We start from the raw sequence: 23,395 nt of genomic DNA, 5'->3' as shown, positions 1-23,395 counted from the left end.
GACCTGACCCCTCCAGCGGAGGCTCCTGAAGCCCTACGGCCGCACTCTTGGCACAGAGCATCGCTGGTCACGGTCCGGATCGCGAGCCGTCCAACCGACTCCTGCACCCTGACGGAAAGCCGTGGCCGTGGTCGTGGTTGGCTGAGCCGTCGGTGCAAGCGCTTGAGGGAGACTTGAGATCGCAGTCCCCAGGGTCGTGGACTGCCACCACTCGCACTTGTCATCGGTGCTCGAGCGCATCGATTCGGGCGCTCAGCTTCAGAACGCGCTGGTCCGTCCGAAACAGTCTTAGGGCCCTGCTCTGATGACTTAGCCGCGCGCGGGAGGCCTGCTCGTCGCTAGCTAGACTGCTTGTCGTTTGCATCGGGAAGCGGAACGCCAGCACAGACCATCCGCGAGCGCTTGGCCCGGCGTCACGGAGGACATGATGGCACGGAGCGATCTCCTGCGGAGGATGTTCCTAGCGTGGTCAGCAAACGACCACAGCGGCTTCTTGCACGCCGCCAACCAGGTGATTGAAGACGAGCGCAGAAAAAATCACGGCCTTCTTGCGAGTGATCTCGAACGGGCCCTACGCGACCCTCGCAAGCCTGGCGTAACTCCTAGCCTCTCCATGAAGCCACTGCCGAAGGGCAAAGACGACCGCATTCTCCTTCGCATGAGTAAGCCGGCTCGCTCGATGGAAGATCTCGTCCTTGAGCCCGAATCCCGCGCCTCCCTGGACGACCTGGTTCGCGAGAACTTGTCGCGAGGGGTCTTACTCTCGACGGGAATCAAGCCGCGCCAGCGTGTGCTAATCGTCGGGCCGCCAGGTACCGGGAAGAGCATGAGCGCGCATGCTCTTGCCGCAGAATTGTCTCTTCCCGTCGCCACGGCGAGTCTGGCCTCGTTGACGTCGTCGCTCTTGGGTGAAACCGCTCGGAACATCGAGGCTGTGGCGACCTTCGTCGAACACACGCCCTGCGTGCTGCTTCTCGACGAGTTTGACGCCCTGGCTGCCGAGCGGGCCACGGGTGGCGACCATGGTGAATTGAAGCGCGTGGTTGCTACGGTTCTTCAGTCGCTTGAAGAAGTTCGCGGTGAGTCAATCATAGTGGCTACAAGCAACCATCCTGATCTACTTGATGAGGCTGTGTGGCGCCGATTCGACGAAGTCATCAACATGGACATGCTGTCGAAGTCCAATGTCCGGGCACTGATCACCCAGAAGCTGTCAGTCCTGCCGAACGATGTTGAAACGTCTGCGTGGGCAGAGCGACTGGCAAACTTCAGTCCAGCCGATATCGAGCGTTGGTGCCTGGACCTCATCCGTGAGGCGGTTCTCCGAGGCGACGGACACCTCACTGAGACGGATGCCGACCGCGCCTGGCTTCGCCAGTTGCGCAGGCAGCGGATTAGCGAGACCTCGAGTCGTCTCGGACGCGGACGTTGAAGTGCCCTAGCCTCACTGCGTGACAGAAGGTCAACTGAACCTGCCGCTGGTGAACCTGCATCCTCACCTTCGCCTCCCGCGGCAGGCTCCAACGGGGGAACGACAGCGTCGCGCTACCGGGCGTGCGCGGGAAACGGTTTACGGCGATCGACCAGGACATGCTGCGGATCTCCGCCGCTCGCTGGATCAGCTTCGCGCAATCCATGCGAATCGAAACGCCGTGCTCGGAGTCACGCCGGAGTCGGTGGCTGTGCTCCGATGCAACCGCATCCCAGAGGAGTCGTTCCTGCGCGCTGCGGACCTGCAGGTGCTCGACAGGTTTCCTGACCGCATAGTGGTAGCCAGCATCACTGACCCCGATCTTCGGGGCCTTAGGGCCCGGCTGGAACGCTATGCGGCTAGTGCGGCCGAGGGTGCCGTCACGGAGGACGGCTCCGAAGAGTCCGAAGGCGCGGACGACGCGGAATCGGCGGAGGGTGAGAGGGAAGAAGGCTCGTCCGCAGATGCTGCATTGAAGTTGCCTCGAAACGCAACGTACAAAGACCTGTTCGACTGCGTCGACGAAATCACGGACTATGGTCTCGACGAGGTGATAACACCGGCGCTCGCTGCTGCTGTCCGAAATGCTTCTAGCGACACGTTTGTATCTGTCGACGTCCAGTGTTGGTGTCCAGAAGAAGATGAGGACGCCCGCCGAAGGAACCAGCTTGTCCGCGAAGCTATCGTTGAGTCTGGCGGCCTCGTTAAGGACTCAACGGTTCGCCCTGGCGTAGGCTTGTCCTTGATCCGCGCCACCATCCCTGTGGGGCGAGTTGATGATCTGGCGTCCTTAGATCACGTCCGACGGATAGATGTCCTACCCCACCCTGGTCTGACCCTGCCTCAAGTGCGCAGCACACACGCTGGCGACATGCCTCTGGTGCTGCCCCCGTCGGATGATGCGCCGGTTATCGCCGTCATTGACAGTGGAATCCGTGACGGACACCCCCTCTTGGCTCCGGCTGTAGTGGAGGCGTCATCGGTGGCTGGTATTGCAGATAGCGATGATCAGAACGGTCATGGAACCTTCGTTGCAAGCCTTGCTCTTTATGGCCCATTAGAAGATCTCCTCGGTGAGCGCTCCGTTCAGCCGGTCGCCAAGTTGATTTCGATCCGTGTGCTTGATTCCACCGGACAGTTCCCGGAAGAGTCTCTGTGGGAGACGGACCTACTTGCGGCGCTAGAGGCTGCCGCCCAGGCCGGCGCACGAATCGTGAATGTGAGCATCGGAGACCCTCGCCGCCCGTTTGAGCCGCCGAGGGGAACGCCCCTCGGGGCGGCATTGGACGAGTACATCAAGCGGACTGGCGTCGTGGTGGTCGTTTCTGCGGGCAACATGAGCATCAACGACTACTCTTCGGTAGCTGAGCCCGATGACTACCTGCGGGAACTCCTCGATGCTTCTCAGGCAGGCCTGCTGGACCCAGCGAGCTCCGCACTTGCTCTGACGGTCGGGGGACTGGCTCCTGACGCAGGCCAAGGTGCGCATCCACCGCGAAGCAGTGTCGACATCCGACCTTTGGGTCGGCCGAACTTGCCGAGTCCAGTGACACGGGTGGGGCCCGGCGCAGGCGAAATGATCAAGCCAGAGTTGGTAGCGCCTGCCGGTAGCTTCGCGTTCGACACCTCGCTGGGACGGCTCGTGAGCGACGTGACTGTTCAAGTGCTCGGCGCGAATGCTCTGCCTGCGGAGAGGGTGTTGGCCCTCGGCGTCGGCACTAGCTTGGCGGCGCCACTGGTCACGCACGTTGCTGCCTGTGCTCTTGCTCAGAACGCTGAGCTCACGGGCAACGGTATTAGGGCGCTGATGTTGGCTTCGGTGCGTGAGGTGGAGCACGTACACGAAGTACCTGCCGCGCGGGACGCGCGCTGGGCCCAGCATCGGCTCACCGGCTTCGGTCGTCCGGATGCAATACGAGCATCGTCGTCAACCGATCACCGCGCGGTCCTGATTTCCGAGTCGTCGATTCCTGTTGATGGAGTGCACCTATATTCTGTGGCATTGCCTTCCTCATTCTTCGAAAGCGGCGGGTGGCGCGAGGTAGCAGTCGCTCTTGCCTTTGACCCACAAGCGCGCGCGACGAGGTTGGACTACCTGGCAAGCCGACTCACTGTTACCGCTTACCGAGGGGTGAGCCTGGAAGAGGTGGCCAAGGCGTACATCGATACCCCCCAGTCCGAGGTGGCCAGCCCAGTGGTTGAGGCGGGAGACGACGACGAAGGGGCGCCGAGTGAGGCCCCTCCTGCACTATCGCCTTACAGGATTAAGCTCCTGCCGTCCACTCAATGGCGAAGTCGCGGGGCAAACCAGGTGGGCCGCCTGCGTTTCAGTCAGCGCCTCGATGATAAAAGGGGTCTCGACCTGATCTTTGCCGTTAAGAGCACTAACCTTTGGGCTACGCCAGACTCTCTGCAGAACTATGCATTGGCGATCGCCCTTGAGCGGGACGAGGACCACCGGGCCATCTACGCTGAGCTGCGCGCTACAATCGAACAAGCGATCGAGCTAACGGCGGAGATTGGAGGCTAGGTCAGTTACGCATCGCTCCGGAGGGCGGGGGCAGCGGCGGAGGCACGCAGCGGCCCGCTTCAACTCCTAGTCTCGGAGAATTGGAAGTTCTCGCGATCATGGACGTGTACGGCAAGGACCTGATCGCAGAGGCCAACAGAATCGCGAAGCGCGCGAAGGCCGAACGCCCGAGTCCCGAGCACGTGCGACAGGCGGCAGACCGGATCGGCATCCTACGCGACCGAGCAGGAGCGGCCTCCGACCTTGCGCAAGCAGTGGGTTCGATCTTCATCGGTGGAGCCGTCGCCTTCCAAGTCAATCTTTGGACCGGCGGCGATGCGAAGGGACGGCGTCGGACTTTGAATCGCGATCGCCCTAGCCGTCGGCGTCGGCTTGTGGTCGCATCCGCCGCCGTTAAGTGGCGGCGAGCCTGAAAGCGCGATACCCGAGACTCCGGGTCGGTCTAGCCTTTGAGACATGACACGGCCCGAGGAGATGCGGCACCCTCCTTCCATTTGGGTGCCCGTGCGTGGCCGCGCACAAGTCATCCTTCCGTTCGATCCAGAGAACCGTGCAGCGAACCCCCGGTGGCTCCGCCAGGTTCTCGGCAATCGAATCCAGCTCGAGAACCTCGGCGGCGGGGTCTGGGAAGTCGTCCGCGATCACGCGGACGCACTACTTGCCGCATGCGTTGATCGGTTCGGACCGGGCCAGACAACGGTTGTCACGGACGCCGCCCAGAAGCAGAAATGCGGACCGCTCTGTCAGAACGGCAAACCAGAGAACGCGCTCCACTGTCAGTGCCAGTGCGGAGGGGCGAACCACGGTGGGGTCGGCGACTGGGACATCTACGGAGAGTTCGCGATTCACACCGACGTAGTGCGCCGCGTCTTCAAGGTCTAACGGCTGCTACTGCGCGTCCGTCATGAACGCCTCGTCAGTGGCCCCTCGCTCCCACTCGGCCCGCACCATCGCCTCCCGGAGCGTGGCCACCGGAGCGGAGTGGGGCGCATCTCCGGGCCGTGGGTGGTTGCAGTTGGCCCAAATCGATCTTGGTTCACAGTCGTTCGCTGTCGTTCGGCAGAGCGACGAAGCCCCTGGTCAGGGAGCCTTTTCGGACGCCGGCGAACTTTGGCGAACGTCGTCAGGTCGGCCTGGCAGTGTCTGGGTGAGGGGTTTCGACTCCCCCTCGGCTCCGCCAAGTTCTAATAGGCTCCCGCTAGGTGTCCAGACAGAAACCTAACGGGCGTTGTTGGAACCCGTGCGCCCAATCAGCCGGGTGTCGACATTTCGGGCCGTACCGGGCGAGTCGAGTTCAAACGAGGTCTACTCTTAGCCTTAACGCCCTGGGCTATTCACTGTGGTTGAACTGAGTGGGGTTTTCCGCTACTCATCGTTCTCGGGCGGAGCGTCGGGATCGAACGTCCTGAAGCCGTCTGGTGGCACCGCGCCGCCCATTAAGGCGATGTTCTCGAGGTGATTCCGGGTGAAGATCTCTGTGTAGACCATCCGGTCCTGCAGCGACTGGCTCTTGCCACCAAGGGTGAACTCGGCCCACGCATGGATCTCCGGCGCGATGGCCACTCCGCGCAGGTCGGCCTCGATCTCCCTCGGACAAATTGGTCGACTGGCGGTGATCCGCCCCAACACCAACTCACCCTCGATGTGGCTGTACGGCTTGACCGTCTGGTCGAACTCGATGGTCACGCCGGGCGGCGGAGCAACGCGGACTCGGTGCTCATCGACCCGTCCGAGGCCGACATGCAGCGACCGATGCCGGTCCTTGCGTGCCAGCTCATGGATCCAATAGGTCAGGTTACTTTCGGGTCCGTACGGCGACTGGTACGGCTGCGACTTCTCGAGCGCCTCTATGACATTCCGCGGCAACGTCGAGAGGCGTCTTGCCTGCTTCTTGAACTCCTCGGGCGTCGAGCAGATCGGGTACTGGATCCGCTCGGCCTGCGGCGGCGGGTTCTGTCCCGATGTGGCTGCCGCCAGTGCATACAGCGCGTTGTCTAGTGCGGCCCGCAGAGCGGCCAGCCACTCCGAGAAGATCAGCGCAAGCTCTACCGGCGCAGGCTCTCGCGTGACGGCCAGGATCTCCAGCGTGCACGGGTCGACATTCCGCACGTCAATGTCCCATGGATGCACCGAGATGTACTTCGCCCAGTACTCACCGAACTCGCGCCGCTTATCTTTCGCGCGATCATGTCTGGCGAATGCCAGATCGTAGAGTTCCTGCACGTCACGCCTTCGGCTGTGAGATGGTCTGCACGTGGGCGATGCCACCCTGGTTCACGCAGTCGAGCGCGATGTCATGTACCTGTTGATGGAAATCGCGGCTATCTGTGTCTGCTCGTACGGTCACCTCGACAGGCGTGTACTGCGCGAGCGGGATCGTGCTCCCCGAGTACGAGTAGTTCATCCCGTCAGTGGTCCAGATCTGGAGCCGCTCAGTCTTGTTCCACTCGAACCCGACCTTGACCTCGTACTCACCGAGTCCCAGCCGGTCACTAGCTTCCCGGATCAGGCCCATGAAGTCGGCGATAGCTACTTCGACGTCCCTCGACTCGAGGACGTGGTCGTCGTTGTGCTCGGTGCTCGAACGCCGGTGACCACCGACCGCCGCAGCGAGGCTCACTGAGCCGTCGTCGTGAATGCTGGACCAGGCTTCCTTCCAGCGTTGGCTGTCGCCGTCGATCATCGGGCGAGCCGTCCACCGGCGGAGTCCAGGGCGGGGGTTGCTCCGATCGACGTTCTCAAGCGGGTGCAGTCTGCCTCGTCCGACGTAGACGAGGGCGTTCTTGCCAGCCTCTTCGAATGCCATTCTGGCTACCGCCTGGTCTGGCCGGTTCGGGAGCTTCGACGGCAGTCGCGGATGTGCGACGGCCACAATCCAGGCGGGGCCGTCGGGCGAGCGCATTGCGGCCGACTCGGAGTACAGCTTGTCTAGCACCTCGGCGCTTCGCCGGCGGTCATCGAAGCGTGCTCGGTACATTGCCTCGATCTGGCGCTCCTTCATCCAGACGGTGTCGGCATCGTTGCGGATCGGTGCCCCGAAGTAGTCCTTCTTGTAGATCAGGTGCGGTCCGTCGACGCTTGGTGGGATGACTACGACCACACACTGATTACCCGGATCTCCGATCTGGACGACCTCGAGCCCGAAGATCGGCGGGCTCACCGCGGTCACGGCGCCACTGCGCAGACCGCGCTCAAAGCCCTCAGTCAGCTCGCCAGTGTCCCTGCGCCCGGAAGCCGCCTTGTGTGCTTCGGTGACGCCGAAGACCAGTGTGCCGCCACCGCTGTTGGCCATGGCAGCGACGTCCTTGGGGAAGTCGGAGCTCGGGATCGCGCCGAGCGGTGGAAGCTCGGACTTCCAGTCGAGGTCGTCAGTCTCATGGAGTTCCTGCGCGATGGCGCGCTCGATCATGTCGTCGGTGAGCGGGCCGGGCGGATCACCGAGGTGGCGGTGGAGTGCTGTGAAAGGCACGACCTCACTCAGCCCTTCTCCAGAAGCAGTCGCAGCCGCTTAGCGCCCTTGTCGGAGACGCCCTTGGCCATAACGTAGGAAGCCGCCTGATCCGGCGTGAGCCGGCTGGCCCGGACGTGACTCACGAGGTGGTTGCGCGCGTGTGCCTTCTCGTGAGGCCCGGTCCACGCGTTGTTGCCGCCGAAGAACACCGCATGGTCGAGGTCCGCCTTGACCTTGTCCGACAAGCCGCTGGAGCTGGTGCTCCCGTCGAGCAGGTTGATCGCATCAGCGCCAGCTGCCCACTCAGCCAGCGGGAAACTCACGGTCTCGACGACGGCGAGCGAGTAGCCGCGGGCCAGGTTAAGAGCGAGCCTCAGAGTTCGTTCGTCCGGCACGTACGCGAGTACTGGACCGCGCTCGAATCGCTCCTTGCCTTGTGGGGTGGCCTGTCCACCTTCTCGAGCGATCACTTCCAGGCTCTCGATGCCCTTGGCGTTCTGGAAGGTGTTGGTGATCAAGAGCGGCTTGACGCCCTCGACTTCGCCACGCTCCCAGATCCAGTCAGCGGCGAGATCCGCCGCTTCATCCCATGGGCGCTCGGGATCGTCGTCTGGCACCCAGGCGGCAGCCTGCAAGTGCGTCGTCGGGTGCAGATTGGACACCGGGCGCCTCATCTCATCCGTTCTCAAGTAGCTGCCTTGAGCCTGTCACGGGGCACCGACGCTTCCAGGGGATGCGGGGGCCGACGACCGACCGTCGCCAGACGGCATCTCCGATCGCCGGTCGCCGCTCGGGCCGGCGGACGGCGGCGCAAAAGGCCCCCAAGCGCCGCAGCACGTATCACCAGGCAACCCGAGGCCTAAGAGGCGCTGTCGGCCGCGACCCCGGTCGATCTGCAGGAGTTCGTCATGATCCACGGCGCCGAGGGGTGCGGCCTCGGACACAAGACCGGCTCCATCACCCCGGCAAGGACGCCGGCCTCATCGTCGTCGACGTTCATGCAGCGAACCTGCTGCCCGCCAACGACCTCGCCGCCAACATCGTCGGCGCCGGGCACCCCGCCAACCTCGAGAGGGTCATGGTCGCCGGCCGGATCGTCAAGCACGAGGGCCAACTCGTCGGCGTCGACCTCGGCGACATTCGGTCGCGTGCCGACCAGTCGCGGGACCGCCTCTTCGCAGACTCCGCCAGCGGAGGCCTGACACAGTGATTGGCCGCACCGTCATCGGACGGTGCGGCCAGTCCGACGGGATGTCAGACGGATGGGTCCGACCCTCGTCACGCAGCTGAAAATGATGCCACCGTGGTGGCCTAACGACGGCGTTCATTGGCGTTCGCGGGTGTCTGCCCAGGATCGGACGTGCGGCTGACCTGCAGATATGTACTTGGACGAACGTCCCCGGACCCCCTCAAGCCGCCCTGGCAGTGTGCGCCGCGCTCGACTGTCGGCACGGTGAGTCGGCCGGCTGTCGGTGATGCCTCCTATGGTGCGAAGGGTGACCGGGCATGAGCGGCCGAGCTTCGTCCGGCTCGACCCCTACAGCTCTACGCCGGGCGTGCCGGCCGTCCTCGACGCCGACGCGCTACTGAGCAGCATCCGCCACCACGCGTTGAATGACTGGCCGTCCCGCATCGCCCGGTTCAGCGAGGGTGGCCGCTTGCCGGTGCTGGCCTCGGAGCACGTCTACTGGGAGGTTTACAAGGGTCTTCCCAAGCACGCTGCGGAGACAGGCTTGTCCATCGACGCCCTGCGAGCCTGTTTCGAGACGGCGTATCTGCCGCATATCCGCTGGGTTCGCGTCGCCAGCGGCTTTGGACATGACGAACGCGTCCTGCTTGTCACCGACATGACCGACGTGCCGACCGCGCACCTAGCCAGTTTGATCGCCCCGTGCGTCGTCTTGTCGGAGGACAAGTCACTGCGCCGCCCGGGTTTTGCGGGCAACCAATGGCGCGAGGTCGCTGGCTCGACTGTGGCGGTGGCGGAGACGCTCGCGCATCAACAGGGGTTAGCTCTCGGCGTCAGCCTCCCTACTGTTGGCTCGTTCAAGGCGGCCACAGCCTTCAGCCGGCGCATCCAGCTCCCAGGCTGGGTCGGGGCCTTGGCCTTGGTCGGGGGAGTGGTATGGCTGCTCAGGGACAGTCGGCGGCGAGAGGTTGCCGGCCAAGTTTTCACGCCGCTCCTGGACGAGTTCTCACGCCTCCAGGACGAGCAGCATCGTGCCCTAGCCGACCTTGAAGCAGTCGTGCTTGAGCCTGCGCAGCCAGCAGGGGCCAAGCAGATGATTGCCACGATCCTGGCTCGTGCTGACGAACCGGTGCTTGCCGTCGACATACATCAGGCGCTGGCGGATCACTTCCCGGAAGCTGAGGGACCACCTCTCAAGCTCGTCCGGCAAGTGCTCACCGAGGAGCCAGAGTTCCTCCACGGCCAGCGCTATCGGTGGCAGCTTGGGCGGCGGCTGAAAGCGTTGAGGGATAGTCAGCTGACCGCATTCCTGCGAGCACATGGTCTCGCCTGAGGCCAAGCCAAATAATCGGGCGCTGCCCGGAGTCTCGATCGAAGGAGAGGTCGACGCGATGTCTCTACCTGTCTCCCCGAGCTCAGCGGGCCTGACGCCGCCGCCCTGGTTGCAGTTGGAGCACCGAGGACGCAGGAGGCTCCGTAGCGCCCCGATGGTGCAAACGTGGAGCCCGGTCCGTCCCGTCCATTGAGTCCGTTGGATCCGGTCTGCGCTCTGAGCGGCATGGATCAACCTGAAAAGAACCGCGGCGGACCTCACGAATGTGACTGGCGGTTATGGGGCTCAATCACTGTTCCGAGCCCGCTTACGGCCTGACTTGCGGCGTCAGCCGCGTTGGCGACTGCTGAAGTGGCCACCCAAGTCCCCGCAGATCCTGCGCCGCGCCAAGTATCAAGACCGGGATGTCCCCCTCGGTCGCTAGCCTGCGTCTGTCGCGGGGGAAGCGCTGCGGCGCCCAGGCGGGGCTTGACGAGCGGGTGCGGGGGACGCAGTGGGGCTTAGAGACTGGTTCAAGCGGAGTGCGTCCGCCGTAGCTCCGGCGGCGGCTCCGGTCACGAAGCCGACGCCGTGGGTCTCACCGCCGTCAGCTCCAGCGCTAACCGGCCCGCCGCCCCGGGCAGAGGTCGGTAGACCGGGCAGGGGCGGGTGGGTCCCGCCGGGCTCCGCAGTGGCGGTCGGCTCGCTTACGCTCCCCGGAGGAATGCTGTACGTCGGTCGGCATCTGCCAGCCGCTAACGGCTTCGGCCAGGACCCGGCACTCATCGACCCGCGGTTGCCCGCCGACTTCCGGCGGCCCGACTGGGCGGCCGAAACCGTGGGTTACTGGCCTGCCTACTGCGACATCACCCCTGGCGCGCGAGCCGCGTACCTGACGTGGCTCGCGGGTGGCCGACGCGAACCGAACGTGCCGATCAGCTGGCCGTTCCTCTTCTTCTACGGCCTCGAGCGGCGGGTGCTCGTCGACACCGCGCACGGTGAGGACAGCCACGAGCTGCCAGCTATCGCCGCCGAGGTGCGGCGTCTGCTGGAGATCTACGGCGAGAGCGCATCCTTCCGCGGCTACGCCACCCGGTTCCTGCAGCTCCTGGACTTCAGCGCGACCAGCACCGGCGACCTGACGCCCCCGCCTCGCACTGGCGATCGGTGGGAGGTGCCGATGACGCTGCGGACCGGTCTGGGCGAGCTCGCTGTCACCGGGACGCCGGTCTCCGCGGACTGGGCGCTGGCCTGGGCGTACTACCACCCGGAAATCTACTCGCGAACTCCCGCTACCCGATGTGCGCCAGAGTTCGACACGCTGTTCCGGACCAGGTACGCCGCGCAGCACGGAGCCGGACTCACCGTCAGGGCGACGAAGAAGGTGCTGCAGTTCGACTACCGCTCGGCTAGTGCCGGCATCGGCCGAGCGGAGGTGTCGACGACGCTGCCCGATGTCCTGACGCAGGCGGTTCCGAGTAAGAAGCTGGCGGCTCTCGTGGAGGAGTGCACCACGAGCTTGGATGCGTACAGCCGCTACCTCGGTCGTAATCCGGACGGGCGCGGGACGTTGGCCGCGGCCGCGCTCCTGCCGCCTGAGCTCACTGACTCTGCCGGCGGCGAGGACCTGGCCCGCCTGAGCTCATTTGTCGATGCCGCTCTCGATGGGCAAGCCAGCGCGGTCATCGACGCCGGCGAGTTGCTCGCCTTCTGGCCCCTCGCGACACCGGGGAAGGTCGCGAAGGCCGAGGCGATCGCGCTGGCGCAGCTTCTCGGCGTCCGCGGCATCGGCCTGGAGCCCGACGTCCGCCACGGCGGACCTGTGCCGGATCCCAGCGGGGCCGTCGTGCTGTTCCGTGCCGAAGCCGGCCAGCCCGCGTCGCCGAGCTCCGAGTACCAGGCCGCGGCTCTGCTGATGCACCTCGCATCCGCAGTCACTGCAGCCGACGGGCATGTGTCCGATGCGGAAACCTCGCACCTGATGGCGCACCTCGAGACCGCTCTGGGATTCGACGCAGCCGAACGTGCCCGACTGCACGCTCACCTGCGTTGGCTGCTGGCCACACCGGTGAAGCTAACGGGGCTCACCAAGCGGCTGGCCGCGCTGGACCAAGGACAGCGCGAGAACATCGGGGACTTTCTCACCACGGTCGCTGCCACCGATGGCTTCGTGACCCCAGAAGAGATCACGATGCTGACGAAGGTCTTCAAGCTGCTCGGCCTTGATCCTGCGTCGGTCTACAGCCGTGTCCACGCCGCAACGACCGGAGGAATCAGGACGGCCGCGGTCGCGCCCGTGACGGTGAGGGCTGCGGCGCCGGGCGCGCACGCCTATGCCATCCCGCCGGCCCCGAGTCCCGGGTCCGATCTCGGCGCAGCACGCGGTGGGGGAGCGGCCGCCGGAGTACAGCTCGACGCGGCGACGGTCGCGGCCAAGCTCGCCGAGACGTCAGCCGTCGCCGCTTTGCTTGGTTCCATCTTCACGGACGACGACGCCCCGAAACCGACGCCGCCGCCCGCGACGGGTCCATGCTTCGCCGGACTCGACGCCGCTCATTCGACACTGCTGACGGTGCTGGCCGGGCGCGACAGCTGGGCCCGTGCCGAGCTGGAAGTCGAGTGCGCGGCCTTGGGCCTTCTGCCCGACGGCGCCGTCGACACCTTGAACGAAGCTGCCTACGAGCGGGTCGGTGACCCGTTCGTCGACGGCGAGGACCCCATCACCGTCGACCCCGGCGTAGCCCAGGAGATGCAGGCATGACCAGCTCCACCCCAGCCAGTCCAGCCGGCACGACGATCCGGCCTCGGGAGCGTGATGCGATCCTGCAGGCGCTGCGCGCCGGTGTCGTTCCACGCGTCGGTCAGCAGCACGTGCAGGTCGGCCGCGCCGACGAGGTCAAGGCCCTCCTCACCGACATCGACCGGATCGCCGACGGAGGCTCCGCCATCCGCCTGGCCATCGGCGAGTACGGCTCTGGCAAGACGTTCTTCCTGCACCTCGTGCGGTCGATCGCGATGGAACGCAAGCTCGTCACGGTGCACGCCGACCTCGCACCAGACCGGCGGCTGCACGCGACCGGCGGCCAGGCCAGGTCCCTGTACGCCGAGTTAATGCGGAACATCGCCACCCGGGCGAAGCCGGACGGTGGGGCGATGGGCAGCATCGTCGAGCGGTTCATCACCGCCGCGCTCACCGAGGCGCGAGAGTCGGGGACGACGCCGGACGCGGTGATCCGGGGGCGGCTGACTTCGTTGTCGGAGTTGACCGGCGGATACGACTTCGCAGAGGTCATCGGCGCGTACTGGCGCGGGCACGACACCGGCAACGAGCAGCTCAAGAGCGACGCGGTGCGATGGCTGCGAGGCGAGTTCAGCACCCGGACCGATGCTCGAGCGGCGCTCGGAGTTCGCACGATCGTCGACGACGCCACGTTCTATGACCAGCTGAAGTTACTGGCCAGGTTCGTCGTCATGGCTGGATTCAGCGGTCTACTCGTGTCCCTCGACGAGATGGTCAACCTGTACAAGCTCGCGAACACGCAGGCGCGCAACGCCAACTACGAGCAGATCCTGCGCATCTTGAACGACAGCTTGCAGGGCACCGCCGCCCACCTCGGGTTCGTTCTCGGCGGCACCCCGGACTTTCTGCTCGACACCCGTCGCGGGCTGTACTCGTACGCGGCCCTGCAGTCTCGCCTGGCCGAGAACACCTACGCCACCAACGGCCTCGTCGACCACTCCGGGCCCGTCCTGCGCCTGGCGAATCTGAGCCCCGAGGACTTCTACCTGCTCCTGACCCGGCTGCGGCATGTGTTCGCCGGCGGCGACCCGACTTCCTACCTGGTTCCCGATGACGCGTTGACGGCGTTCATGACCCACTGCTCCAGCCGCATCGGGGACGCGTATTTCCGGACGCCTCGAACCACCATCAAGGAGTTCGTGAACCTGCTCGCTGTGCTCGAGCAGAATCCGGGAACCGATTGGGCGCCGCTGGTCGGTGCGGTGAACCTCGTGACCGAGTCCAATCCCGACCTCGCGCCCCTGCCGGACGACGACGGCGCCGCGCAGGCGGGCGCGAATGCGGGCTTCGCGGGGCAGGCCGGGCCGGAGGCGGAGTCGCACGCCGCCGGATTGGCGTCGGCATCAGATGACGACGACCTCGCGACGTTCAAGTTGTGAGGTTGGCCGAGCATGACCGACGCAGCTGAAGCCACCGAGAGTCATCATTCGTCGGCCTTCACCAAGCTGCACCCGCGCATCCAAAGGTGGATCTGGGAGCAGAACTGGATCGAGCTACGGGACGCGCAGGAACGAGCCGTCCAGCCCATCCTTGAGGGCACTCGCGACCTGATCATCTCCGCGGCGACGGCCGCCGGAAAGACCGAAGCGGCGTTCCTCCCGATCTGCTCGAAGCTTCTGGCAGCCCGCAACGACGCACCAGCGACGAGAGGCCCGGCGGACGTTCGGCCCGAGCAGGTTCCGGCGGCCACCGGGGTCCAGGGGCTGTACGTGAGCCCGCTCAAGGCGCTCATCAACGACCAGTACGGGCGGCTCGACGCCCTGTGCGAGCACTTGGACCTGCCGGTCCACCGCTGGCACGGCGACGTTCCCGGGTCGCGCAAAGCCAAGGTGATCAGCCACCCCGATGGGATCCTGCTCATCACGCCAGAGTCCCTCGAGGCGCTCATGGTCATTCACGGGCCGAAGGTCGCCAGGATCTTCGGGGACCTGCGATACGTCGTGATCGACGAAATGCACTCTTTTCTCGGCACCGAACGGGGCATCCAGCTCCAGTCGCTCCTGCACCGGATTGAGTTGGCCGTACGACGGCGCATCCCCAGGATCGGGCTGTCCGCGACGCTCGGTGACATGGACGGCGCGGCGGAGTACCTCCGGCCCGGTTCCGGGCCGCGCGTCACCGTGATCACCTCCGCGGATGACACGCACGAGCTGAAGCTGCAACTGCGGGGCTATGAGATGCAGCCGGCGCAGCTTTCGGCCCGACAGGCCGAGCAGGCGGAGGCCAGCGGACACGACGTCGAGGCCGAGGAGGTGACCGAGGGGGATCGGCTGGCGATCGCCGACCACCTGTACAGGACGCTGCGCGGGACCGACAACCTCATCTTCTCCAACTCCAGGCGCGAAGTGGAGATCTACGCCGACCTGCTCCAACGCCGGAGCGAGCGCGAACGCGTCCCGAACGAGTTCGTCCCGCACCACGGAAGCCTGTCCAAGGAGCTGCGCGAATTCGCCGAGGCCCGACTGAAGGCCCGGGATGTTCCGGTCAGCGCGATCTGCACGTCGACCCTGGAGATGGGCATCGACATCGGGTCTGTCGCCTCGATCGCACAACTCGGCGCACCTCAGACCGTGGCGAGCATGCGCCAGCGTCTCGGCCGTTCAGGCCGACGCGGCGGCGCCGCGACGATGCGGCTGTACGTGACCGAGCAGCAGCTCAGCCCACAGACGTCGCCAGCCGACGCGTTGCGCAGCGAGCTCGTGCAGGCCATCGCAATGGTCAATCTGCTGCTCGACCGGTGGAACGAAGCGCCGGATTCCGGTGGGCTGCATCTGTCCACGCTGGTACAGCAACTGCTGTCGTTGATCGCGCAGCACGGCGGAGTGACGCCCCTGGACGCCTATCGGACGCTCTGCGAAACCGGACCCTTCGCGGGCGTGCCCCGGGGGATGTTCAAGCTGCTTCTGCGCGCCCTGGCGGATGAGCGGGTCGACCTACTCATGCAGTCCACCGACGGGCTGCTGCTGCACGGGCAGGCCGGCGAGCGTCTGGTCAACCACTACTCGTTCTACGCGGCGTTCCGAACCGGCGAGGAGTACCGCCTCATCGCCGGCGGTCGGACTCTGGGCACACTTCCGATCGAGTACCCCCTCATGCCGGGGTCGCTGCTCATCTTCGGCGGCCGGCGTTGGAAGGTGCTTGCTGTCGACACTCACGCGAAGGTCGTGGAACTCATCCGGTCGTCGGGGGGGCGCCCGCCGACGTTCACCGGCGGCGGCGCGACCGTCGCCGACAGGGTCCGGCAAGAGATGCGGCGCGTTTACCTGTCCGAGGAGGTTCCCGCGTATCTGGACGCAACCGCGGTCCGGCTGCTGACCGAGGCTCGTAGCAACTTCGCCCGGTACGGCCTCGGGGCGGATCCCGTCCTCAACGTCGGCGCGGACACGTTGATCTTCCCGTGGCGCGGTGACCGCATCTGCTCGACGCTCGCGATCGCCCTGACTGCCTCCGGCATCGAGGTGGCCCAGGACGGCGTCTGCCTGACGATGAGCAACTGCACCCGACAACAGGCGGTTGACCGGCTGGCCGAGCTCGTTGACAGAGGTGCTCCTGATCCTGACGTGCTCGCCGCGAGCGTAAGCAACAAGATCGTGGAGAAGTACGACGAGCAACTCAGCGAGGAGCTGCTGAACGCGGCCTTCGCTGCGCGCGGCCTCGACGTCGATGGAGCCTGGGACGCCGCGCATCAGCTGCTCGCACAGGCCCGCGGCGCGGGCGGCGATCAGAGGGGCGCGGTCCGCGTCACGGCAGCTGATTCGGCGTCGGTGGCGCCTGTCGCTGTTGGGCCCTCAAGCCCAGCGCTAGTCCAGTCCGCGGCGGTGGAATCGGGTGGTTCGATTCCTGCGCCGTCCTCCTCGGGGCGTGGCCGGCGACCGCACGGCCGCCCGGAGCTCGGCACCACCCCTTTCGCGGTGCTGGACGTGGAGACGACGGGCTTCTCCCCGCGACTCCATGACCGGGTTGTGGAGATCGCGATCGTCCGGACCGCCCCGGACGGCACCGTGGAGGAGACTTGGTCGACCCTGCTGAACCCCCAGCGCGACCTGGGTGCCACCCATGTGCACGGGATCCGCGGCGCTGACGTTCTCGAGGCGCCTCGGTTTCTTGACGTGGCGGGCGATGTCGCTGACAGGCTCGACGGGGCGATCGTGGTCGCGCACAACGCCCGTTTCGACCTCGGCTTTGTGTCCTCTGAGTTCACGCGCCTAGGTGCCTCGCCGCCGACGTGGCCTGCCCTGTGCACATTGGCTCTGTCGTACCGGTTGGGGGCCCTCGGGGGAGGCCGACTGGCGGATTGCCTGGCAGCCGAGTCGCTCAACCATGCCGGCGAGCACACGGCGCTCGGCGATGCGACCGCGACGGCGGGGCTGCTTGCGGCCTACCTGCGGCGTGCTCCAGGCGGCAGCAGTCTGACCGACCTCGGCTGCGTACCGGAGGGCTGGCCGGAACCAGCCGACTGGTCGGTGTGGCCGATCGGCGGGCCGACCCGGCCTCGCTCATCCCGGCCGCGGCCGGGTGCGTCGCCACTGATCAACCTGATCCGTCACCTGCCCGCGCACGACATCGACGCGGCGACGCACCCGGCCGATACCGCCGCCTACCTTGATGTGCTCTCCCGAGCGTTGGAGGATCGCCGCCTTAATGCGGCGGAGATGCAGGCACTCGCCGAGACAGCCCGGACATGGGGGCTGTCACGTCAGGATGTGCACCGCGCTCACACGAATTACCTGGAGGCACTGGCCCTGACGGCGCTGGCAGACGGTGTGGTCACCGACTTGGAGGCCGAGGACCTCGCGGACGTGGCTGCTGCGCTCGGATTCGGGATCGGTGAGGTCGCTGCGGCACTGCACGCTGCACGGACGCACACGCCCAACACGGGCCAGGGCGAGAACCTGCGCGGTCTCGGCGTGTGCTTCACCGGCGCACTCCAGACGCGTCTGCAAGGTCAGCTCGTCAACCGCGAGCGGGCGCAGGCACTCGCCCGCGCTGCGGGTCTGGTCGTGCACGAGCGCGTGACGAAGTCGCTGGACGTGCTAGTCGTCGCCGACCCCGACTCGCTGTCGGGAAAGGCAGAGAAGGCCCGCTCCTACGGGACGCGCATCATGGCTGAGGCCAGCTTCTGGCCGGCTATCGGTCTGTCGTGAAGCGGTAAGCCCCGGCACGGCGCCGGCGAGGTAGGCGCACTTTTGATCCGATTGGTCGCCGCGGCTCGCCGCGCGGTTCATGGTGCCAGCGTGGTGGCCACAGAGCCTCGGTCAGGGAGTCCGGGGGGTTCGGGACTGTCGCCATCCAGCCTTGACCTGCGGCGATGGTCCATGGCGGACGACCGTGAATCCCTTCCAGCCGTCCTGGCAGTGTGCGGGCGACGGGCCTTCCTAGACCGTTCCCATCAGCGAAGCGCCGCGAGACCGAGGAAGTCGCCGAGCCGGGTAGGCCGACTCTCAACGGTCCGGTGGCGTGCGGAACCGCGACTGGGCCGAACTGTCAGAGGCGCGTGCCATGGTCGACGGAGACGCCGACTACGGCGCCGAATGAGAGGAGAGCCATGCCTGGACAGCCACAGAAGCCCGACCACCCGGAGCACCCCCAGCATCCGGAGCACCCGCACAACCCGAAGCCGCCGCCGGGCCCGCCGCCGGGACCGCCGAATCCGCCGCGTCCTCCGAAGGACCGGCCGGTCGGTTGAGGACTCCGCCCTGGGAGGCGGAGTTCCCCGGCCGCCTCGAGCACGAGCTGTCGTGCCTCGAGGCGGCCGGAATCCGCTACGACATCAATGACGCTGCCCGCCGGCTCGGGGTCCTGCAGCTGCACGTGACCCGGGTTGGTGACCTGAGCGTCGACCTGACGGTGACCTTTCCTGACCTGTACCCCTTCGTCCGGCCCTCGGTCCGCCTCACCGCCGACCCGTTGGAGCCGATGGGCCACCATCAGCATCCTTTCAGCGGTGACCTGTGCCTGATCGGTCGCTCGACTGCGCTGTGGCACACCGATGACACCCTGGCCTGGCTGCTGACCACGCAACTGCCCAAGACGCTCCGGGCCGGCCACGTCACGGTGACCTCCACCGAGGAGGTGGAGGCGCTCGCTGCTGTAGAAGAGGCACAAGCCGAGCCGTGGACCGACTATTACAGTTGCTTCGACGAGGGCTCGATGATCCTCGTCGATAGCAGCTGGACCCTGTCCACCGCGACGAGCAACCAGGGCACCCTCGGTTTGCGACTATCCCGCCTGGATTTGGCCAGCATCGACGCGGCGCAGCCCACCGGCCTACTGCACGGGGCTGTCTTCACCGTCAGCGACGGCAGCGATCGAGTCCTCTGCTCGCTCTCCGGCCAGAACCCCGACCGCTTCCCGCGACCGGTCACTGGCCGCTGGGTTCGACTGGACGCCCCTGTACGGGGCAACACTCCCGAAGCCTTCCTGACGGAACTCAAGAGATCCGCGCCCCGTCTTCTCGACGGGGCATGGCAGCCGGCTCCTGTCGACGGCTGGCAGCTGCAAATCTTCGGCCTCACGTTCCCGGAAGAGCGGGTGCATCGAGGCGTCGGCGACGGATGGGTCTTCCTCGTCCGCCTCCGTCAGACCGGCGCGCGGCCGCAGCAGCCCAGGCGCGGCCGCGGGCAGCGCGTCCTTCCGTCGCCACCTGGCAGGACCACGACGCATCTCATCCGCGCCGGGTACGCCGGACAGGCGGACATGGCTGCTCGGGTCCCCGAGCTCAACGGCCTACGCAATCGCCACGTCGCCGTCTTCGGCGTCGGAGCGCTCGGTAGCACTGTCACAGAACATCTCGCCCGAGCCGGCATCGGACAGCTCACCGTGGTCGACCGCGACCACCTCGAACCGGGCAACCTGGTCCGGCACGCCGCACGCCTTGACATGGTGGGATGGGACAAGGCGTTCACCGCCAGCCAGATCGCCCTTAGCGTCGCGCCGGACGTCATCGTCAACGTCATCCAGTACGCCATCGGCGCACCGCGCACCGACCCCCAGTCCGGCCACCGCAACGAAATCGATGAATGGACCGACGTCATCGATAAGGTCGACCTCGTCGTGGACTGCACCGCCGAAAAGGGCTTGCAGCAGGCACTGGCGTGGCTGGCGCGCCGGCGCGGGAAGCCGTACCTCGCCGTCTCGGCGACCAACGGCGGCTGGGGTGGTCGCGTGGCGCGGCTGTTCTCAGAGTCGGGGACGGCTTGCTGGTACTGCCTGGAGTACGGCCTCAGCGATGAGTCCATCCCGCCCCTTTCGGCGGACTCGGACGAGGCTGGTGTCCAACCGGTCGGCTGTGCCGACCCGACCTTTGCCGGGTCCGGCTTCGACCTCGCCGAGGTCGCCTTGCACGCTGTCCGCGTTGCCGTGGCAACCCTGCAGCGTCGCCGGCCCGGCGGCTACCCCGACAGCGGCTACGACGTACACGTTCTCACGTTGAGGACGCCTGACGGGACGCCGGTCTCGCCGACGTGGACGGGGCTCGCGCTGCCGGTGCATCCGCTGTGCCGCGGCGACCACTGACCGCCTTTCGCGCCAGCCGCCGGGGCCGCGTGTGGTGGGCTGCGGCGGCCTTGGAGGAGGCGCTCCGCGAGGCCCAGCGCGCATATCCCTCAGAGACCGGAGGACTTCTGCTGGGCTGGTCCGGCCAACCCGGAATGGTGTTCATCAGTCAGGTCATCGGCCCCGGGCCCGGCGCCAGCCATCGCGCTACGGCGTTCAGCCCCGACGCCGCCTGGCAGGAGGAGCAACTCGCCTACGCCTACGAGCTGGCGGGCCGGCGACTGCAGTACCTGGGCGACTGGCACACGCACCCGCGTGGCACCACCAGGCTCAGCCGCACCGACCGGGCCACCCTGCGTCATATCGCCGAGCATCCCGATGCACGCGCCGAACGTCCAGTCATGGCGGTGCTCGCAGGCGGTCCACTGTGGCAGATCTCTGTCCGTCAGCAGGTCCACGGTCGCGGCGGCCCGCGCCCACTGATCTTGGAAGTGTGGAAGTCACCGAGCGACTGAAGGGAGTGAGCGGCTCAGGGATTCGGCAGCGCGGCTCTTCAGTGACAACCGCGCTAGTTGGAGTGGCGAGAAGTCCGGACGATGGGCTGGGGGTTCGCGGCTAAGTCGCCGACGTAGTTTCGGCCCACGTCGTCAAGGGAGGCTGAAACCGAAGTCAACGAGGCTTCCTTACCGGTCTCGTCAGGAACGCGACCCCTCCCCGGTGAACGGGGGTCGCGCTCAGCGATGTGCATGAAGCGGCACGGCGTCGCCGTACGTTTCGGGCGAGGCGGCACGTGTTTGACCTCGAGCTCATTTACGGGCAGGGCGTGCCTTATCCGTGCCTTAAGCACCGGTCAAAGCCGGTGGTCAGCGGTCAACAGGGGTCAGCACCCTGAAGGCACGGAAGGAGCGACCTTGCCCGGCTGATCTGGGCATACGTGCGTTCGAGCTGGTCAGGACGTGGAGCGGGTGACCGGGATCGAACCGGCATGGCCAGCTTGGAAGGCTGGGGCTCTACCATTGAGCTACACCCGCGAGTGTGCCCGCACAGCGTAACGGCCGGGCTCCGCCGCTCGTGCGTCAGGCGGGTGGCCTTCCACCACGCGAGCCGCGTGACGACCCCGGGCGACCTGTCCGAGCCCGCCGCTACGGTGCGGCGGTGATCGACACCACGTGGATGGACGCGACCGAGCAGGCCGAGCTCGTACGGCGCGGCGAGGTGAGCCCGGCCGAGCTGGTCGAGGCAGCCATCGAGCGGATCGAGCGGGTGAATCCGCAGCTCGACGCCGTCGTGCGCGACCGGTTCGACGCCGCCCGGAAAGAGGCGGCCGGGCCGCTGCCCGACGGCCCGTTCCGCGGGGTGCCGATCCTGTTCAAGGACATGGGCTGCCACATCGGCGGCGAGGCGACCGACTACGGCACCTCGTTCCTGCGCGACGGCGCCGTGCGCTGGCCCACCGACAGCTACCTGGCCCGGCTCTTCCGCGGCGCCGGGCTGGTGCCGGTCGGCCGCAGCGCCGTCCCTGAGTTCGGCACGACGATCACCACCGAGCCGGCGGCCGGCCGCCCAGCCCGCAACCCCTACGACCCGGGCCGGTCGACGGGCGGGTCCAGCGGCGGCTCGGCGGCGGCGGTCGCCGCCGGACTCGTGCCGGTCGCGCACGGCAACGACGGCGGCGGCTCGATCCGCGTGCCGGCCGCCGAGTGCGGCCTGGTCGGGCTCAAGCCGACGCGCGCCCGCGTGAGCCAGGGGCCGGAGGTCGGGGAGAGCTGGGCCGGGGCCACGATCGACGGCGTTCTCACCCGCACCGTCCGCGACGCCGCCGCGCTCCTCGACGCCATCGGTCGGCCCATGCCCGGCGACCCCTACGTCGCCCCGCCGCTGCCCCGTCCGCTGGCCGAGGAGGTCGGCGCAGCGGTCGGGCCGCTCCGGGTGGGGCTTCTGGACACCGCTCCCGAGGACCGGTACCTCGACCACCCGCAGTGCCGCGCCGCCGTCGAGCGGGCCGGCCGGCTGCTCGAGGAGCTCGGCTGCTCGGTCGAGCCGGGCGGGCCCGACGCGATGTTCGACCCGCTGTTCCCGCGCTTCTTCACCACGACGGTCGCCGCCGACACCGCACTGACCATCTCCGCCGTGGAGCGGTTCGCGCTCGGCCGCGCCATCGCCGACGAGGAGCTCGAGCCGCGCAACCGGAGGTATCGGACGATCGGCGGGAAGCTGACCGCCGTCGACTACCTGGGCGCCCGCATGTGGCTCGGCGCCTGGACCCGCCGGATGGCGGCCTGGTGGGCGCCGGCCGACCTGGACGGCCACGGCTTCGACCTGCTCGTGACGCCGACCGTTGGCTCGCCCCCGCCCGAGCTGGGCTGGTTCACCGCGGCCGGCCCGGAGCAGGAGGGCCAGCGGATCAACAGCTTCATCCCGTACACAGCCCAGTTCAACGTCACCGGCCAGCCGGCGATCAGCCTCCCGCTGCACTGGACCGACGACGGCCTGCCGGTCGGCGTCCAGTTGGTCGCCGCCTACGGCCGGGAGGACGTCCTGGTCCGCGTCGCGGCCGCCCTGGAGGAGGCCGCACCGTGGGCCGACCGCCGTCCCGCCGTTCACGCCTGACGGCCGTGTACGTCTTCGTGCAGCTCGCCGAGCGGCCGGACTTTCGCGGGGAGCCGCCCGAGCACGAGCCGTTCGTCGACTCCCTCGTCGAGCGGCAGCTCGTGCTGCTGGGCGGGTCGCTCGGGTCGGATGCGGCCGCCTACGTGCTCCGGTGCGATTCGTTGGCGGCCGCCCGCGCGGTGGTGGCCGAGGACCCACTGGTCAGCTCCGGGGCGATGACGGCCACGGTCACCGCGTGGGACCTCGTGGGGGTCGATCTGCGCCTGGTCGAGCCGGACCTCGTCGTCGGATCCTGAGTCCTGCGTCCCTCGTCGATCGGCCGCCTCCGCCGGGCCGCCTAGACTCGGGCGGCCACGGGGTGTGGCGCAGCTTGGTAGCGCACCTGCTTTGGGAGCAGGGGGCCGCAGGTTCAAATCCTGTCACCCCGACCGGAGTGTGCTGTGGGCTCGCATCCCGCCGCCCCCAGGCGGCCCACCCGTCTCTAGACTCGTGGGCAGCCCGGCGTCCGCATGCCCGCGGAGCGCCCGATCCCCCTGCT

At 67.1% G+C, this 23,395-nt stretch carries 15 protein-coding genes and 2 tRNA genes; 13 read left to right on the top strand and 4 right to left on the bottom strand.

Annotated features, from left to right (window positions below; genetic code table 11):
* Positions 1–613 precede the first annotated feature (613 nt).
* From ABD644_RS07690 to ABD644_RS07680, 3 genes are all read left to right on the top strand, one after another.
* Positions 614–1,432, top strand: a complete 819-nt coding sequence (locus ABD644_RS07690) for an AAA family ATPase (RefSeq protein ID WP_344688163.1) — start codon at positions 614–616, stop codon at positions 1,430–1,432.
* Positions 1,433–1,652: 220 nt separating this feature from the next.
* Positions 1,653–4,001, top strand: a complete 2,349-nt coding sequence (locus ABD644_RS07685; protein WP_344688162.1) for a S8 family peptidase — start codon at positions 1,653–1,655, stop codon at positions 3,999–4,001.
* Positions 4,002–4,457: 456 nt separating this feature from the next.
* The gene (locus ABD644_RS07680; RefSeq protein WP_344688161.1) at positions 4,458–4,883 is read left to right on the top strand and encodes a hypothetical protein; all 426 of its coding nucleotides are present in this window, start codon (positions 4,458–4,460) and stop codon (positions 4,881–4,883) included.
* Between the two features lie 483 nt (positions 4,884–5,366).
* On the opposite strand, the gene ABD644_RS07675 is transcribed toward ABD644_RS07680, so the two are convergent.
* From ABD644_RS07675 to ABD644_RS07665, 3 genes are read right to left on the bottom strand one after another with little or no spacing between them, the layout of a single operon-like run.
* Complete coding sequence (locus tag ABD644_RS07675; protein WP_344688159.1) at positions 5,367–6,224, bottom strand: hypothetical protein; 858 nt, start codon at positions 6,222–6,224, stop codon at positions 5,367–5,369.
* Between the two features lies 1 nt (position 6,225).
* Positions 6,226–7,470 carry an AlbA family DNA-binding domain-containing protein gene (locus ABD644_RS07670; RefSeq protein WP_344688158.1) on the bottom strand — a complete coding sequence of 415 codons (1,245 nt, stop codon included), beginning with the start codon at positions 7,468–7,470 and terminating at the stop codon, positions 6,226–6,228.
* 8 nt (positions 7,471–7,478) lie between these two features.
* The gene (locus tag ABD644_RS07665; RefSeq protein WP_344688157.1) at positions 7,479–8,114 is read right to left on the bottom strand and encodes a hypothetical protein; all 636 of its coding nucleotides are present in this window, start codon (positions 8,112–8,114) and stop codon (positions 7,479–7,481) included.
* A 266-nt stretch (positions 8,115–8,380) separates the two neighbouring features.
* Between ABD644_RS07665 and ABD644_RS07660 the strand changes: the two genes are divergently transcribed.
* The 7 genes from ABD644_RS07660 (at position 8,381) to ABD644_RS07630 (ending at position 20,762) form a co-directional block, all read left to right on the top strand.
* Positions 8,381–8,662, top strand: coding sequence for a hypothetical protein (locus tag ABD644_RS07660; protein WP_344688156.1), 282 nt, complete (start codon positions 8,381–8,383; stop codon positions 8,660–8,662).
* 286 nt (positions 8,663–8,948) lie between these two features.
* Positions 8,949–9,974 (top strand): PIN domain-containing protein, encoded by a 1,026-nt coding sequence (locus ABD644_RS07655; RefSeq protein ID WP_344688155.1) that lies wholly within the window; start codon positions 8,949–8,951, stop codon positions 9,972–9,974.
* Between the two features lie 493 nt (positions 9,975–10,467).
* The gene (locus ABD644_RS07650; RefSeq protein WP_344688154.1) at positions 10,468–12,714 is read left to right on the top strand and encodes a TerB N-terminal domain-containing protein; all 2,247 of its coding nucleotides are present in this window, start codon (positions 10,468–10,470) and stop codon (positions 12,712–12,714) included.
* Positions 12,711–14,132 (top strand): ATP-binding protein, encoded by a 1,422-nt coding sequence (locus ABD644_RS07645; RefSeq protein ID WP_344688153.1) that lies wholly within the window; start codon positions 12,711–12,713, stop codon positions 14,130–14,132. The genes ABD644_RS07650 and ABD644_RS07645 overlap by 4 nt, the downstream gene beginning before the upstream one ends.
* Before the next feature lie 12 nt (positions 14,133–14,144).
* Complete coding sequence (locus ABD644_RS07640) at positions 14,145–17,897, top strand: DEAD/DEAH box helicase (protein ID WP_344688152.1); 3,753 nt, start codon at positions 14,145–14,147, stop codon at positions 17,895–17,897.
* Between the two features lie 538 nt (positions 17,898–18,435).
* Positions 18,436–20,268 carry a ThiF family adenylyltransferase gene (locus ABD644_RS07635; RefSeq protein WP_344688151.1) on the top strand — a complete coding sequence of 611 codons (1,833 nt, stop codon included), beginning with the start codon at positions 18,436–18,438 and terminating at the stop codon, positions 20,266–20,268.
* On the top strand, positions 20,217–20,762 hold the full coding sequence (locus ABD644_RS07630; protein WP_344688149.1) for a Mov34/MPN/PAD-1 family protein: 546 nt from the start codon (positions 20,217–20,219) through the stop codon (positions 20,760–20,762). The genes ABD644_RS07635 and ABD644_RS07630 overlap by 52 nt, the downstream gene beginning before the upstream one ends.
* Positions 20,763–21,204: 442 nt before the next feature.
* Here the strand turns inward: ABD644_RS07630 and ABD644_RS07625 are convergent.
* Positions 21,205–21,278: transfer RNA gene (locus ABD644_RS07625), tRNA-Gly, on the bottom strand.
* A 124-nt stretch (positions 21,279–21,402) separates the two neighbouring features.
* Between ABD644_RS07625 and ABD644_RS07620 the strand changes: the two genes are divergently transcribed.
* The 3 genes from ABD644_RS07620 to ABD644_RS07610 all read left to right on the top strand — a co-directional run bounded on the left by ABD644_RS07620 (position 21,403) and on the right by ABD644_RS07610 (position 23,285).
* Entirely contained in the window at positions 21,403–22,857 is a 1,455-nt protein-coding gene (locus ABD644_RS07620) for an amidase (protein WP_344688148.1), read from the top strand.
* A gap of 5 nt (positions 22,858–22,862) precedes the next feature.
* Positions 22,863–23,153 carry a YciI family protein gene (locus ABD644_RS07615; RefSeq protein WP_344688146.1) on the top strand — a complete coding sequence of 97 codons (291 nt, stop codon included), beginning with the start codon at positions 22,863–22,865 and terminating at the stop codon, positions 23,151–23,153.
* A 58-nt stretch (positions 23,154–23,211) separates the two neighbouring features.
* A tRNA-Pro gene (locus ABD644_RS07610) sits at positions 23,212–23,285 on the top strand.
* Positions 23,286–23,395: the final 110 nt, after the last annotated feature.

The sequence above is a fragment of the Blastococcus jejuensis genome, assembly GCF_039534705.1.
Lineage (GTDB): Bacteria > Actinomycetota > Actinomycetes > Mycobacteriales > Geodermatophilaceae > Blastococcus_B > Blastococcus_B jejuensis.
This window is presented reverse-complemented; position numbering and strand designations above follow the sequence as displayed.